The organism is Camelimonas sp. FR25 (genome assembly GCF_059740505.1).
On record NZ_JCAWFG010000095.1, the window covers coordinates 47,501 to 62,508 of the forward strand.

The window sequence follows — 15,008 nt, forward strand, 5'->3', positions numbered from 1 at the left end:
CTATTTGTGGACCCCGGCCTACACCACGTTGCTGTTAGGCGACGGGACAGCGCAGCCAGCCGGCTCGCGCCATGCCGTCGCCCAATCACTCACGCCAGATCACGCACGTTGGGTTCGCGGCTCCAGTGCCGCCGGACGCCGACAGTCGCCAGTTGCTCGAGTGGGACCACACCCTCGTCAGTCTCGACATGGGCGTGGTCGAGCAGGATCTGGGTTCCCTTACAATGGGCGATGGTTTTACAATGGGCGTAGGCGTCCATGAACCATTGCACCGCTGCGCCATCCCGGGTCATGGCTTTGGCGGCCTCGGGCATAACAACTGAGGCCACAGCGTCGAACAGCACCGAAGGTGAGCCGGCGAGCTGACCGTCGGCGCTCAGCTCGCCGCCCTTCACGGCGATGGGCCCGACCTTGGGGGCCACGAGGAAGGGTGTGCCGCCGGCCTGGCTGATCTCGCCCTGCAGGCGCTCGATCATGGCCTTGTCCGAGCCCTCGGCGAACAGGATCGCCACCTTACGTCCCTTGAAGGTGTCTTTGGCGTTTTTCTGGATCGACAGGGCGTCTGACGGCTTCATTTCGACCGGCGCGCGCGCCGCCGGCGCCTTGTCTGGCAGCGGCATGGCAAGGCCCTGGGCGACGCGCTTCGCCAGATCCTCGTCGATATTGCGCAGGCGCGCCACAACCCGCTGCCGCACATGGGTCAGAGACACCTTGGATAGTTCAAAGACGATGGCTGAGACGATGTGCGCCTGCTCGTTCGCCGTCTGCGAACGGTAGAACAGGCGCGCCTGGCTGTAATGGTCGGCGAACAGCTCGGCGCGGATGCGCAGCTTCTCATTTGGGTTATTGCGCTCGGCATTGGCCGTAAAGCTGGTGAAGCCGGTTTCAGGGCAGGCGCGGGGGCCGCCGTCCTCGCCCGCTTCTGCGAGGCTGTTTGGCTCATAATTGGCGCGGCCCGTGGGGATGAGGGTCTGCATCAGGCCGTCGCGCTGGAAATTGTGGAACGGGCATTTCGGCGCATTGATCGGGATCTGATGGAAGTTCGTCGTGCCAAGTCGCGACTTCTGGGTGTCCAGATAAGAGAACAGCCGGCCCTGCAGCAGCGGGTCATTGCTGAAATCAATGCCTGGAATAATATTTGACGGCAGAAACGCCGCCTGCTCGGTCTCGGCGAAGAAATTGTCGACATTACGGTTCAGCGTCATGCGACCGATGATCTGGACCGGCACATCCTCTTCCGGGGTCAATTTGGTCGCGTCCAGCACGTCATAAGGCTGTTTTTCCGCGAAGGCTTCATCGAACACCTGGATGCCAAGGTCCCATTGCGGGTAATCGCCCGCTGCAATCGCCTCATACAGGTCGCGGCGATGGAAATCGGGATCGGCGCCTGCGATCTTCACCGCTTCGTCCCAGGTCGTCGATTGCAGGCCGAGCACCGGCTTCCAGTGGAACTTGACGAAGCGGCCCTCGCCCTTGGCGTTGACCATGCGGAACGTATGGACGCCGAAGCCTTCCATCATGCGATAGGAGCGCGGGATCGCCCGGTCTGACATCGCCCACATGATCATGTGCATGGTTTCCGGCATCAGGCTGACAAAATCCCAGAAGGTGTCATGCGCCGACGCCGCCTGCGGATAACCGCGGTCGGCCTCCATTTTGACACTGTGCACCAGATCCGGAAACTTCATCGCGTCCTGGATAAAGAACACCGGGATATTATTGCCGACCAGATCCCAATTGCCCGCGTCCGTATACAGTTTCACTGCAAAGCCACGGACATCGCGCGGCGTATCGACCGAGCCTGCGCCGCCGGCGACGGTTGAGAAGCGCACGAACACCGGACATTGCGCGCCAACCTTCTGGAATAGCGTCGCTTTCGTTAATTCAGGAATGGCTTTGGTGCATTCGAACACCCCATGGGCGCCGCTGCCACGCGCATGAACAATCCGTTCGGGGATACGCTCGTGGTCAAAGTGAAAAATCTTCTCCCGCAGGATGAAATCTTCCAGCAGTGTCGGGCCGCGCGCGCCGGCCTTCAGCGAATTCTGGTTGTCAGCAATGCGATGGCCAAAATTGTCGGTGAGATGGGATACGCCGTCCTTGTGGTCGCCGTCATGGGCGATGTGCTGCTGGGTTTCGCCGCCGTGGCCGTGATCCTCAACGATGCCCGGGCGACCGGCGCCTGGGGCGATGGCGTGCAGGCTGTTGGTGGCGGCGGGCGTGGCGGTCGTAGCGTCAGGCGTCTTCTTCGGCACTGTGCGTCTCCCCATCAGTCGACGGGCCGCCGTGGCGACCAGATTGGAACTGCTCTGATGAAACGTTCAGTGGGCGAGGGGTGTTCCGGTCAACTTAACGGGAGCAGGCTGCCTGCGACGGTGAGGCGAGATCGATCGATCTCGCTTCACCGGGCCCGCGCAACGCCAGTTCAGCAATCTGGGGTGGGGTCGAATAATGGATAGCAGAGGTCATCGTGCGCAGCAGTGGCCCGCCCGGCGAGGAGCCAGGCGTTCCGGCCCAGTCGGCTGCCGGGCGTTTCGGGCGGCGACGCAGCGTTCGACGGCGCGAGACGCGCTGGAGTGATCGCCTCGGGCGCAACCAGCAGCCGGAGTTGCGGCTGAAACGCCAGGCCGCAGTAAAGATCGCAGAGCGCCCGCGCCCGCTGCGCCAGCTTCCCCTCAGGCGACAGCGCCGCAAACAGCCGTGCCGACACTGGCCCAATCTGCAGCTCAAAGCCGCCTGCGGCGCTCCACAACCGGGCGCCAATCATGGCGTCGCGGCCCAATCTGGCGTGACGTCCGACGCCCGGTTCGCCCAGTCGCGTCTGTTCGTCCACGGGTACGGGCAGCCAGCGCCCGCACAAGGGGCTGAGGCGCACGGGGGCGCCGAGCGCAGCGGTTAGCAGCGCCCCCAGCCCGCTGGCGCTGCGCATCTGTCCAGCCAGCAGCGCCGCAAATGGCATGATGGCGGCGTCTGGCAGTGACAGCCGGTTCTGCCGCCCGGGCGCTGAAAGCCCACACAGGCCGCTGAGCAATCGCGTAAAGGCGTCGGGTTCGCCGCGCTGCGCCCGCTCGGGCGCGAGCGCAACGGCGCCCACCACGCAGGCGCGATAGAACAGATGCGTCGGGCGGTGCTGGAAGATGTCGATGAACGCCTTCAGTCCCAGGTTTTTGTGCAGCAACTCGCTGCGGATCAGCGCCCCATAGCTGTAAGGCAACACCCCCGCCGCGCCAGTCAGGCTGAAGCCGCTGACCTCTAGCCGCAGCACGCCCGCCGCTTCGTCGCGCGCGACCTGACTGATGGCGGCGGCCTGCAGACGCATGGAGGTATCGCAGACAAACCGCGCCTTCACCCCGTGACCGCCGCGCGCTTCGCCAGATGCAAGCATGCCGCAGGCCTCAAGCATGCCGCAGGCCTCGAGCAGGCGCACGCTTTGGGCGAAATCGACCAGGCCGACGCCAGAGCATGATCCGGGCGCGGAAAGGCGCATGGCTGGTCTGTCTGGTTGTCTGGGGGGCATTGCTGCGCCTGATATCCATGGGGCGTTTGCGTCTGCGCCAAATTGCGCGGCAGCTCAGAGCAGCTCGACGTCGCCCGAACGCGCCGGGCAGACGTAGCTGCGCCCGTCGCTGGTTTCGACAGTCAGCCGGATAAAGGCGTTGATCGCCCCATGCAGGCCGAAGAACTGGTCGAGGGCCATGGTGAACAGCCATGCGTTGCTGCCGCTGAGGGCGCTGGCGTCGAGCCGCACTGTAACATCCACGCCATGGCAGATGCTGGCGGCGCCAGGCTCCGCAGCCCTGCCGCCGGTGACGCGGCGCACGGCGCGCCTTGAGCTCACGTCGGTGATGGCGTCGATCAGGCGATTGCTGGCGGCGGAGCGACAGGGATCATGCAGGCGCAGCATGGCGCGCAGCGCCTCGGCGGCCTTGTCGCCGGTAAGCGACAGGAAATTCAGCGACAGCCGCGACAGCAGCTCCCAGCGATGGCTGGTTGGGTCTGGCGCGCGGCGCCATGGCGTTGGCGCCGTCACCGCCTGCGCCACGGCGATGGCGCCGGCCTCGCCGACCAGGGAGAAGCGTGGCCGCCCGTCGCCAAACGGCAGCAGCGTTGGCAAATCCCGATTGGCGCACAGCGTGTCCGCGCTGATGCACAGCCCGGTCTCGGCTCGGTCAGCGTCGCCATTTCTGCCGACCCACGTCGCAACGTCCGCGCCTGCCTGCTGGCTGGAGAAGCTCAGACAGATGTCGTCGCCGTCGGGGCCGGGCCTGCGCCGGGCGTGCCAGGCCATGGCGTCGCCGTTCTCGCCGTGAAATAGCCTGGGCAGCGTGGCGGAGACGCCGGCGCTATTGCTGGCGTGGACCGCGCGCACCGTGTGAATCTCCAGCGGGCTCTCGCTCCGGGCGTCGGCAATGAGCACATGTTCGAGGCGGTTTGGATCGAGGGCGAGGGCGTCGGTGCGGCGGCGAAACAGATTGATCACCGGCGTACAGCCGAGCCTGAACCAGCTGGGACGCAGCGTCCGTTCAAGCGCCGGGGCGCGCCGCCGCAGCCAGATGGTGACGTGAAGGGCGCGCTGCGCCGGAGCGAGCGCCTCCGGCGGGATCAGCAGATCGAAAAAGCGGTGCTTGTCCGGAAAAGCGAAGAATTCGCGCATCACTTGGCCGCCGCGCCGCATCGGCGGAACTTCCGGCGACACCATTTCGTCCGCCGAAAATCCGACCGGCGCCAGCGCCCGGGCCGGGGGCAGCGACAACGGTAGCGCCGTAACATCAGGCGAAAAGCGCACGGTGACGGCGTCGTGCAGCATGCGTTCGAGCAACAGGCTGGCCTCGGCGCCGCCGACAAATATCCGCAGCCGCCGCAGGGCAAGGGCGCCCATGCGCCCGGCGTCAGCGGCCGCGCGCAGCGTCAGCCGCAACGCAGCTACGGCGCCGGGCGGCGCTTCGGCCGCGTCGGAAAATGGCGCTGGCTGCAAGGAGGCCTCAGCCAGTTCAAGCGGCCACACCGTGACCGGCCAGCAGGTGCGCATGCGGCACACCCGTCGCTCCAGCGGCTCGCTGTCGAGTTCACTGTGCCGCGGCACGGTGTGCGGCCCGGTCATGCCGGGAAAGGGCGCGAAACGGGCGATCAACAGCGATGGCAATGGCGCAAGGCAGCCTGGCTCCACCATGTCGAGCACGACGTCGACGATATCCTGAAAGGCATCATCCAGCCGCCGCGCCGTACGGGCGTTGAGAAACGCCACCGCCTGGATCAGCCGCTCCACATGCGGGTCATCGGCGGCGCCGTCGCCCATGCGCAGTCGCCCCGCCAGCTCGGGATGGGCGGCGGCGAACTCAGCGCCGAGGGTTCGCAGGCCCGCCAGCTCCTCATTGTAATAGGGCAGCAGTCTGTCGTTCATGGCTGGCGCCCCAGTCGCACTGCGTGCGACAGCGGATCAATGGCTGCCTGAAAGCGCAGCCAGCCCTCCGTCGCTTCCGCTTCGATGCAGACGGCCAGGGTCCGGTCATCGGCGCCGGCCTGCGGCGCCAGAGTCACGCGGACGTGGCGCAAGCGCGGCTCCCAGCGCGTGATGGCGCGGGCGATCGCCTGCAGCGCCCGCTCCCGCGCCTGAGGCGAGGCCATATCGACGCTGTTCAGATCCGGCGCGCCGAAGTTGACGAGGCTCGCCGACAGATGCGGCAGGCCCGACGCCAGGTCAGCGGCTGTCGTTTCGTTGAGCAGCAGCTCAAGGTCCTGGCGCAGCGCCTCGATGGCGCCGGGCGGCGCCTGTCCCGGCCCACGCAGCCGGTCGAGCAGGCTTGCGGCGCGTGCGCCCTCGGCAGGCTTCATCGCGGCGCCCCCAGCACTGGGCCGCTGCCGGCGGCCGGTGCGGCGGCCAACATCACGGGGCTGCTGCGGCCTGGCTCAGGCAGCAGGCCAAGGCTGGTGACCAAACGGAACGCGGCGTTGATCTGGTCGAGCTGCACATGGGGCCGCAGGTGAATCACGCATCCGAAGGCGCCGTTGCGCCAGCTGCACGGGCGCACTGTCACGCGAGCCTCTCGCAAGGGAAAGCGGGCCTTCATCTCCGGTGAGGCAGCGTCGTCGCCGATGCAATAGCCGTCGAGCCAGCGCTGCAACGCCTCCTGGCAGGCGGACGCCGTGGAAAAGGCGCCGATACGATCGCGCACGATCACCTTGAGGTAATGGGCGAAGCGCGACACGCACAGCACATAGCCCAGCATAGCGGAGATGCGGGCGTTGACCGCGCTGATGGTCGCGCCGTCGGGGATCGCCTGCACGGTTGGCGCTGCGCGCATCACAAAGCGCGAGGTCCCGCGCCGGCGGTTCAGCGTCAGCAGGCCTTCGCGCCACAGAGCGTTCTCAAGCGCTGGCGGCATGGCCAGTTCGCAGCCTGGCTGGGCGACGACGCCTGGCGCATCAAGCGGCGAGGCGAGGGTGGGCGGCAGGGGGGGCGCTGTCGCAGCCCCATCCTGATCGTTTGCGTCGTCGCGACAGATGTCGGCGAACCAGCCATGGCGGTCGAAACAGCCCATGATCCGCGCGCCGATGGCGTAGACCGGCGTCGCCCAGCACAGATCCTCATGCCGCAGAGCGTCGCCATCCTCGCGAAAATGGAAGCCAGGCCGACAATTGGCCGGGGTATGGGGCGCCCGCGCCAGCACCCGGGGCATGGCGAGACACAGGAAGCGCGCATCGTCCTGGCGCCGCAGGCTGGCGAAACGCGCGTCGGCGACCAGTTGCGCTGGCGGCGAGCCCTGTCGCAGCCGGTCGAGGCCGGCGAACTGGTCGAGGCCGAACAGCCCAGGTCCTGCGGCGGCGATCACCGGCGCAAACGCTGCGGCGCCGAGGCTGGCCAGGGCGGAGAGAATGGCGATGTCGCAGCCAGGTCCTGGCGGCGACATCGGGACCTCATAATCCGCCAACAACAGCCCAAAGGGGGCGCCGCCTGGCATGCCGAAGCCGCCGTCATGGACGAGGCGGAACAGCTGCGCGCCTTCCAGATCGCCGCTGCGGGCAAAATCGGCGCCCAGTTCGTCCCAGCCCAGCGACAGCACCTGCACCGCGCAACCCTTTGGGCGGGCGGCGCACAGACCGGCGAGGCCGCGCCACGAGGCTTCCAGCCGGCGGAAGCGTGGGTGGCGCAAAATGGCGCTCAGCTGAATGGTGAGCACAGCGTCAATGCGGGCCATGTCGGCGGCGATGCGCCCGGCCACAGCGGCGGCGGTGAGCGGGGCGCGTAGGTCTTCTTGACCAAACCGCGCCCGCAACCACGCGCCCATCCGCGCCCCGGCGGCGCTGGCCGGGGACCGTTCTGGGGCAAGGTCGGCGGCCCGCGCCATGGCGTCGAGCGCCGCCAGAATGGCGGCAGGGTCATTGCCCGTGGCGCGGCGCAGTTCTGGCCCCGAATACTGGTGCGACATGGCGGAACTGCTGGCGTTGTGCGGCTGCGACGGCCAGCACGCCGCTGTTGCAGCAGCGCCTGGCGGTCTGGTCGATGAGGGCGTGGATCGGCGCGCGCCCCTGGCGGGCTCACCCGGAGGACGGAATCCGCGCCACCAGCCGCATCGACGTCGACAGCTCCTCCAGTTGCAGCCAGGGCCGGAGCCAGGCGATGGCGTTATAGGCGCCTGGCTCCGGGGATTTCGCGGATCTCGACGCGCGCCTCGGCCAGCGGATAGCGCGCCTTCATCTCTTGCCCGACTTCGGGATTGCCATTGACGTAGGTGATGATCCAGCGGTTGAGCCACGCCTCGCAATCGCCGGGCTCCATGAAGGAGCCGATCTTGTCGCGGGCCATGATCTTGAGGAAGTGCGCGAAGCGGCTGGTGGCGAGGATATAGGGCAGCCGCGCCGAAATGGCCGCGTTGGCCGAGGCCTCCGGACGGTCGTAGCGCCGCGGCTTCTGGGTGGTCTGCGCGCCAAAGAACACGGCGTAATCCGCGCCGCGATAGTGGCACAGCGGCAAAAAGCCGAGGCGGGACAGCTCAAGCTCGCGCCGGTCGGTGACCGGAACCTCGGTGGGGCACTGCTGGTCCACATCGCCATCGTCCGAGGTAAAGACATGCGAGGGCAGGTTTTCGACCTTGCCGCCGCCCTCGGCGCCGCGAATGGCGGTGCACCAGCCCGAGGCGGCGAAGGCCGCCGTCAGCCGGGCGCCCATGACGTAGGCCGAGTTCATCCAGCAATAATCGTCATGGTCCATCGCCCGGGGGCGCCATCGACAACCGGCGCCTCTTCATAAGCGAAACGCTCCACAGGAGTGGTCGCGGCGCCATACGGCAGGCGCGCCAGGGTGCGCGGCAGGGTCAGCGACACGAAGCGGCTGTCGTCGCTGTCGCGAAACTGCCGCCAGCCAACATATTCAATGGTGTCGAAGATGCGGGATAGATCGCGCGGCCGCGACAGCTCACGATAATCGTCAAAGCCAAACATGCGCGGCGAGGCGGCGGCGATGAACGGCGCGAAGGCGGCGGCGGCCACCTGCGACATCTGGCGCAGCAACTCGACATCCTGCGGCGCGCTGGTGAACTCATAGTCGCCGATCAGTACGCTGAAGGGTTCGCCGCCAGCGCTGCCAAATTCGCGCTCATAGATCTTCTTGAAGATGTCGCTCTGGTCGAACTCCGGGGCGCGTGACAGATTACGCTGCAATTCGCGCTGGGTGCAGTTCAGCATGCGGATCTTGAGACTGTTGCCAGTCTCGGAATTCATCACCAGATGATGCAGGCCGCGCCACGCGCCCTCGAGCCGCTGGAACCTGGCGTCATGCATGATGGCGTTGAGCTGCGCAGAAATGCGCGCGTCAATCGCCGTGATGGCGGCGTTGAGCGTATGGGTCAGATTGCGGGAGAACGTCAGCTGGCCTTTCAGGGCCTCGCGGGTGAGGGTGCGCGCCAGAGCGATAGCCCGCGCCCGCTCGGTCTGCCGTGTGGCGATCACCAGCTGGTCGAGCAGATTGGGGCCTGACGGCGCCTCAGCCAGGGCGGCTGGCGCGGCGACGCCCGGGGTGGTCAGCGGCTTCATGGTCTGGTCGTCCATGACTCAGGCCTCCTTGTCGGCAGCGCCCCCGGCGGGGCCGGTCATGGCGGAAGAATTGGCCTCAGCCCTGGCGTCGTCCTGTTGCGCGGCGACTTCTGGCGCGTCGCTCGCCTCGATCAGCGCGCTGACCTCGCGCAGATCCGCCTCATGGGTCAGCAAATGCTCAAGCAGCGCCTCAAGCTCTTCCGAGCGGTCCGCCTTCGACAGCAGGTCGCGCAATTCGTCGCGCGCCTGCAGCAACCGGCGCAGGGGCTCAATGCGTTGCACCAGCGAGACCGGCTCGAAATCTTCCAGCTTCTCGAAGCCAAGCCGCAGCGGCATGGTTGAGCCGTCGTCTGCGAGGCAATTCTCGACGTTGAGCTCAAGCCCCGGCGTCATCCGCGCCAGCACCTGGTCGAAATTGTCACGATCGATCTGGATGAATTTGCGCTCGCCCAGCGGGCGCAGCGGCGCGATGGGGTCGCCCGAGAAATCGCCCAGAACGCCCACCACGAACGGCAGCTCCTTGCGGACCACCGCGCCTTCGGTCTCGACGTCATAGGTGATGTGCACGCGTGGTTTGCGGGCCTTGCCAAGCTTGTCGTGTATCCCGGACATGATTTGCTACCCTTTCGCGAAATAAATGAGATAAAAATTATTTTGCTATTGCTTGCGACGCGTATTCATTGGTGATGAATGACATATTGGGTGCTTTCTATATGAAGTCGTCGCGCGTGGTTCTGGGCTTGTATCGACCGGCGCGATGCTGGCTGCGGCGCAGATCTACGCGAGCGGCCGGATACCAGCAGCGATCAGAAAATATCTGCGGCTGTCCGGGTCGGGGATCAGTTCATCAAGCAACTCCTCCAGCGACAGGTGTGAGCGACGGAGCGCTTCCTCCAGCGTGCAGGCCAGGGGTGAGTGCGGCTCGTGGGTGCGAAACCAGCTGGCGACGAGACCAAGCAGCCGCTGTGCCTCGGCGCGGCTGGTCGGTCCGTGGGCTGATGCAATGCCGACGCTTGCAGCTGCGGGCTCGGGCGTCTGAGTCGGCCTGGCGTCGCAGCAGGCGGCGGCGTCCAGCGCCGCTGGCAGCCGTTCACCGGCGATCAGCGTCACCGCGTCCTGCATGTCGTGCAGCAACGCCAACAGCGGCGCGGCGGAGGGCGGCTCGGCGCCGGACAAGGCGGCCAGCGCCTGCTCAAGCTCGTCGAGGCCCGCCGCCGCCTCCCGGAGCCGCTTCAGGGTGCTCTGGAATTCCGCGCCGGATATGCCCCGGGTCAGCTCGGCAAAAGCGTCTTGCGTCAACACGCCAGCGTCGCGCCGCGCTTCGCGCTGTTCCGCATCGTTACAGCGCGCCAGTTCCTGGGTTTGCAGATAGGCCCAATAAGTCACGGCTTTCGCACCCCTGGCCAATGGCACATTGCGCAGCGCCGGGGCGAGCAGGCCTTCGTGATCGCCGCCCAACAGCGCCGCGAAAGCCGCCATGCGCGCGCAATATCCATCATCCTCCCGCTGCGGAAACAGCGCGTCGCCATAGCCGCGCGCCAGCCCGGCGGCCACGGCCAGCGTCGCGACAAGGCCGTCCAGACCGTGGAGGTGCAGGCTGGCCTCCATCATCCAGGCGGCCACCTCCAGATCCTTGCCGACCGAGGTGAGAATGGCGCCGCCGTCCGCCAGCACGGCGCGCCACGCCTCATCCGGGCAGCTGGCGTCATCGCCGTAAGCCTGGGCCCGGGTGCGGCCGCGCGCGGTTGCGCGGGCTTGCTTCATGGCGAAGTAAGGCGCAGCTGGCGACGTATCGCTGCGGGGGTCGCGGCCTGCCGCCGTCGCGCCAGGGATCGGCGCCAGCAGGCGGGCGAGCGCCGCGTCGGTCTTCATATCGGCGTCAGTCATGATACGGGAAGGCCAGACCGGAGCCGGCGCATGCAAGCATTATGAAAATGTCAGCAATTCCGGTCATGAACCTGATCATCGATAGTCTCTGATACATCTCAAAACACGTGCGGCTGATCAGCATTGGTTTGGCTTCTTCTGTCAATTCTGGCGGAATTCTGTGCGCTAATCCCAAGATTGTCCGGGCAGGTGAAGCCGGCGAAGGCCCCGGGCGCGAAAGGATGGGAGGATGGGGCCGCATCCAGGCGCAGCGTGGCCGTGCGGTCGCCAGCCTTGAGGTCAAACACCAGGGCGGCGTCGCCTTCCGGACGCAGGCGCCCGGCGTCCAGCATGCGAAACAGCCCCCAGGGTGACCGCCATGCCTGGCCAGTCGCCGCGCTCAGGAAGGAGCCGGCGAATTGCGCCGCAACCCCAGGCGCGGTCCCTGGCCAGCTCGCGGTCGCTGGCGGCGCCGCCGCGTCGCTGAAACGTGCGACCGTTCCGTTGACGTTGAGCAGCAATGCCGGGGTCCCGGAGGCCAGCTGGCGCCAGGAAATGGTGAAGTCGGCGGCTGGCGCGGTGGCGCCGGGGGCAAACAGCATGGCGCGGAGCTGGGCCGCCCGGTTCAGGCAGGCGCGCGCTGCCGGGGTGATGGCGAGCGCCGCGCCTTCGGGGGCAGCGCCAGTCAGGCGCTGCTCGAACGTGTCGAACACGCCGCCAGGCCCCAGCACCCGCGACAGATCATCCAGCCGGACTTCGATACGCGCCGCCCGATCAAACGGATAGCGCCCGGCGATGGCGCTGCGCCAGGCAGGCGCCACCCTGTCGCGCCACTCCTGGGCGAGGCTGCGCCTGATATCGGCTTGCTGGCGCTGGCTGGCGCCGGCGGCCAGCGTGCGGATGGAGCGGGCAAGTCTGGCGGGCGCGTTCGCCGCCGCGAGGTTCAGCTGCTCCAGCGCCTGATTGAGCGTTGGATCAGGCGCTGCCGCGGCGCCCGCCTGGCCAGCCGTCGCGCCGCCGGACCGGCTGGCCAGCACATCGCGCAGGCGGCTTGTCGCTTGCAGCAAATGCTCAAGCGGCGAGCCAGCGCCGTGGCTGAACTGCCGCACGACGTCGAAATGGCTGGCGATGGCGGCGGCGGTGCGACGCGCCATCTCGAGGCGCCACACGTCTTGCGGCGCATGCTTGCCGTCGCCTGCAACCGGCGCGGCGCCCTTGAGATCCGTATCCGGTCGGGTCTCCCGCGCCACCGCTTCGAACACCATGCGCAGTGGCGATGGCGGGCCGAGCAGCCCGTCGACCACGGCGTTCATGGCGCGCGGCCCTGGCGCGGGTGCAAGCGCCAGCTGGCCGAGAACCCCCTGCCATATAGCGATGTACTGTCGCGCATACAGGTCGCTGATCTGGTCGGCCAGCTGGCGTGCGTCGTCGTCCACGCAGGCCGGGCAGGGTTGATCCGCCAGCAACTGCAGGCGCAGCGCGAGCGTGTGGGCGACACGCGGGACCAGGGTCTGCACGACCATGGGGAAGGCCGCAGCCGTGAACAGACCAGGCGCACCCTCCGCCAGGGCGGAGGTGTGCTCCAGACCCAGCGCCTGGGCGGCGAGGTTGAGCGTCAGCGCCGCTGGCCGCCATGGCGACAGTGCTTCCGCTTCCGGCTGTTGCGCCAGCAAGGCGACGCCATGCGCGGGCTGCAGCTGTGGCGTGAGCCGGGCGCGCAGGCCGGTGATGAGATGAGGGTCGGCTGGAAGGGGCGCCGGGGCGGCGCCGATCAGCGCCGCAAGGTAAGCAGGCAGCGGGGCGCAGGCGGCGTTGGCGCGCGCCGGGTCTGTGGTTGCGGCGCATAACGTTCCGATCAGGCTCACACCGTCGGCGTCGATCCAGGGCCGTGGCGCCGCCAGCCCGCGATAGGTCTGGACGCCGCGGAAGATCTCCTGTGGCGATCTGGCCGGGTGGCTGAGCCAGATCGCAAGGGCCTGCATCAGACGCGGATACAGCACGTCGCGCAGGATCGCCTTGCGCTGGGAGCCGAGGGCGGCGTGCACCCGCCGCGACGTTGCCATGCCGCTGCGTTCATACAGGCTGAAGCGTCTCTCCCGCTGCGTGTAGGCGCTGGCTGCAGGTCGCAGCGCTTCCAGGGCCAATACCGCCTGCGCCAGACCCGGCGCCGCGGCGGGCGTGGCGAGGACCGCGCCAGCCTTCGCGACGCCGTCGGCGGTGTGGCGCGATAGCTGAACAATGTCGGCGACGGCCTTGAGCCATACCCCGACGCCGGCGAGACTGGCGACAAGCAGCCCGCCAGCCATTAGCCAGGCGAGATGGCGGCGTGGCGGCGCATGATGGAGCCCCGCCCGCGCATCTGGCAGGGCAAGCTGGCGCAGCAAGGGGCGGAGGAAGCCTCGCGCCGCCGGGCTGGACTGCGCCGTGGCCTGGCGGACGTTGGCAGCGGTGAGCGTCGTGGTGAAGCTGATGGACCGCAGGGCAAGCCGCGACGTCGGCCCGCTCTCTGACGTGTCGGTCAGCGCCTGGGCGAGGTCGAGCAGCCCCTGTCGATGTTGCGCCAGCAGAGCGGGAAACATGAAGCCGGCGACGCGCTGCTCAGGCGAAACTGCCGCGTCGAGGCAGGCGAGGCTGCGCCACGCCTGCCATTGCAGGAACACGTCGCAGCGGGCGGTGAGCACCGGCTGGGGCGCGCCGGCCAGATCAAGCGGCAGGGTGACGCCATAAATGGCGTCGTCCGAGAGAAGGTCCCCGTCGCCACTGGCGGCCAGCCAGTCGTCAAAGCCGCCCAGCCGTTCAATCCCGGTGACGACGATATGGATGGGCATGGCGCTGCGGCGCTCACCCAGCAAAGCTTCCAGCGCTGCACGCCAGCGTCCGGCGACCTTGCTGTCGGCGGTGACAGCGGCCAGATCCGCTTCGTCCAGCACGAAGAACGCGCTGGCCACAGCGCGACGCCACGTTCGGTCGCGCAGCACGCGCTTGCAGGCGCTCCAGACCCCCGGGGCCGGGCCATGCCAACCGGCGCCCGCGCCCTCGACAAACAGCGCGCTGTCGGTGACGTGGCAGCTCAGCCCCGCGCCCATCTCGACAGCGCCGCCGTGGACGGGGAGCAGCCCACTGGCTGCGGCAAAGCCGCCATCGCCAGTTATCGCTGGCCCGGTGGCCACAAACACCGGCACTGGCAAACCGGCGGCTGGCGGTCGCCAGCGCCGGTCGCGCGCCGTGGCTGCAAGCCGCCGCGCCTGGCGCATCGCCGCCGTCAGCTGGCGGCGGCTCTGTTGGTCGCTGGGTGCGGCGGCGTCTGTCGCGCGCGTCACGAAGCGCCAGATCATGGCGGCGGCGCCGCCGCCGAGGGCGAGCACGGCGGTTGCAGCGCCGAGATGCAGCAGCGCCCGGGGCGTGTCCTGGGCTGCGGCGGCATAGGCCCAGCCCGAGCCGAGCGTCGCTGCGGCGGCGGCAAACGCCGCCACCGGGCCCGCGATCCTGCCTGCCAGACCAGCAGGCTTTGCGGCTACTGTAGCAGCGTTTGTGGGGGCGGTGGTTGCGGCGGCGTCAGTCATCTTCTGTCACCGTGATCTCCACCAGCCGGTTGGCGCGCCGCCCGGCGGCGGTGGCGTTGTCAGCCACCGCCTGGGTCGCGCCAGCTCCTGTGGCCGAAACACGCCAGCTGGCGGCGCTGGCGCGCAGCACATCCGCGACCACCTCGGCGCGCTGTCTCGACAGCGCCAGATTGTCGGGGCCTTGCCGATGGCGGGGTTGCTGCGCATCGGTGTGACCGACCACGCTGACCGCGCCACGGCGCCCAACAAGGGCCGCGGCGATGTGGGTGATGGCGCGGCGATAGGCCCGGGCCAGCACGCTCGACGCCGAGGCGAATACCTCCTGGCGGGTGGTGATCCGCGTCACACGCCCCTGGGCGTTCACCTCCAGTAGCCCGGCGCCGATCTGCGGCGCCAGCGCGGCGGCGAGGGGCTGGCGCGGCGCCGTCGCTGGCGCAGCCGCAATCGCTGGGGCGGCCAGCGTTGGCCGCAGGGCGGCGACGGGGAGCGGTCGCTGCAGCTGGTGGAGCACGGGGGCGAGGTTCTGGCGCAGCGCCAGATCGATGGCGA

General features: G+C 68.2%; 11 protein-coding genes. All 11 read right to left on the reverse strand.

The window, feature by feature from the left end; genetic code table 11:
• Nucleotides 1-89: 89 nt before the first annotated feature.
• Nucleotides 90-2,270 carry a catalase gene (locus tag AC6A67_RS13825; protein ID WP_498037137.1) on the reverse strand — a complete coding sequence of 727 codons (2,181 nt, stop codon included), beginning with the start codon at nt 2,268-2,270 and terminating at the stop codon, nt 90-92.
• A gap of 155 nt (nt 2,271-2,425) precedes the next feature.
• Nucleotides 2,426-3,487, reverse strand: coding sequence for a type VI secretion system baseplate subunit TssG (gene tssG / locus AC6A67_RS13830; protein ID WP_498037138.1), 1,062 nt, complete (start codon nt 3,485-3,487; stop codon nt 2,426-2,428).
• Nucleotides 3,488-3,571: 84 nt separating this feature from the next.
• Complete coding sequence (gene tssF, locus AC6A67_RS13835) at nt 3,572-5,401, reverse strand: type VI secretion system baseplate subunit TssF (RefSeq protein ID WP_498037139.1); 1,830 nt, start codon at nt 5,399-5,401, stop codon at nt 3,572-3,574.
• Nucleotides 5,398-5,832, reverse strand: a complete 435-nt coding sequence (gene tssE, locus AC6A67_RS13840) for a type VI secretion system baseplate subunit TssE (RefSeq protein WP_498037140.1) — start codon at nt 5,830-5,832, stop codon at nt 5,398-5,400. The genes tssF and tssE overlap by 4 nt, the downstream gene beginning before the upstream one ends.
• Nucleotides 5,829-7,427 carry a type VI secretion system contractile sheath large subunit gene (gene tssC, locus AC6A67_RS13845; protein WP_498037141.1) on the reverse strand — a complete coding sequence of 533 codons (1,599 nt, stop codon included), beginning with the start codon at nt 7,425-7,427 and terminating at the stop codon, nt 5,829-5,831. Before tssC (AC6A67_RS13845) ends, tssE begins: the two co-directional genes overlap by 4 nt.
• A 197-nt stretch (nt 7,428-7,624) precedes the next feature.
• Nucleotides 7,625-8,209 carry a type VI secretion system contractile sheath large subunit gene (gene tssC, locus AC6A67_RS13850; RefSeq protein ID WP_498037142.1) on the reverse strand — a complete coding sequence of 195 codons (585 nt, stop codon included), beginning with the start codon at nt 8,207-8,209 and terminating at the stop codon, nt 7,625-7,627.
• The gene (gene tssC / locus AC6A67_RS13855) at nt 8,182-9,045 is read right to left on the reverse strand and encodes a type VI secretion system contractile sheath large subunit (RefSeq protein ID WP_498037143.1); all 864 of its coding nucleotides are present in this window, start codon (nt 9,043-9,045) and stop codon (nt 8,182-8,184) included. Before tssC (AC6A67_RS13855) ends, tssC (AC6A67_RS13850) begins: the two co-directional genes overlap by 28 nt.
• Before the next feature lie 3 nt (nt 9,046-9,048).
• Nucleotides 9,049-9,642, reverse strand: a complete 594-nt coding sequence (tssB, locus tag AC6A67_RS13860; RefSeq protein ID WP_498037144.1) for a type VI secretion system contractile sheath small subunit — start codon at nt 9,640-9,642, stop codon at nt 9,049-9,051.
• Between the two features lie 165 nt (nt 9,643-9,807).
• Nucleotides 9,808-10,917, reverse strand: a complete 1,110-nt coding sequence (tssA, locus tag AC6A67_RS13865; RefSeq protein WP_498037145.1) for a type VI secretion system protein TssA — start codon at nt 10,915-10,917, stop codon at nt 9,808-9,810.
• A gap of 98 nt (nt 10,918-11,015) precedes the next feature.
• Nucleotides 11,016-14,369, reverse strand: a complete 3,354-nt coding sequence (locus tag AC6A67_RS13870; RefSeq protein ID WP_498037146.1) for an ImcF-related family protein — start codon at nt 14,367-14,369, stop codon at nt 11,016-11,018.
• 82 nt (nt 14,370-14,451) lie between these two features.
• Nucleotides 14,452-14,970: an OmpA family protein gene (locus AC6A67_RS13875; RefSeq protein WP_498037147.1), complete on the reverse strand. Its 519-nt coding sequence runs from the start codon at nt 14,968-14,970 to the stop codon at nt 14,452-14,454.
• Nucleotides 14,971-15,008 lie beyond the last annotated feature (38 nt).

Bases quoted from the DNA above. Each gene is read 5' to 3' on its own strand.
- AC6A67_RS13825 (WP_498037137.1), bottom strand. From the start codon at position 2,270: ATGGGGAGACGCACAGTGCCGAAGAAGACGCCTGACGCTACGACCGCC.
- tssG (WP_498037138.1), bottom strand. From the start codon at position 3,487: ATGCGCCTTTCCGCGCCCGGATCATGCTCTGGCGTCGGCCTGGTCGAT.
- tssF (WP_498037139.1), bottom strand. From the start codon at position 5,401: ATGAACGACAGACTGCTGCCCTATTACAATGAGGAGCTGGCGGGCCTG.
- tssE (WP_498037140.1), bottom strand. From the start codon at position 5,832: ATGAAGCCTGCCGAGGGCGCACGCGCCGCAAGCCTGCTCGACCGGCTG.
- tssC (WP_498037141.1), bottom strand. From the start codon at position 7,427: ATGTCGCACCAGTATTCGGGGCCAGAACTGCGCCGCGCCACGGGCAAT.
- tssC (WP_498037142.1), bottom strand. From the start codon at position 8,209: ATGGACCATGACGATTATTGCTGGATGAACTCGGCCTACGTCATGGGC.
- tssC (WP_498037143.1), bottom strand. From the start codon at position 9,045: ATGGACGACCAGACCATGAAGCCGCTGACCACCCCGGGCGTCGCCGCG.
- tssB (WP_498037144.1), bottom strand. From the start codon at position 9,642: ATGTCCGGGATACACGACAAGCTTGGCAAGGCCCGCAAACCACGCGTG.
- tssA (WP_498037145.1), bottom strand. From the start codon at position 10,917: ATGACTGACGCCGATATGAAGACCGACGCGGCGCTCGCCCGCCTGCTG.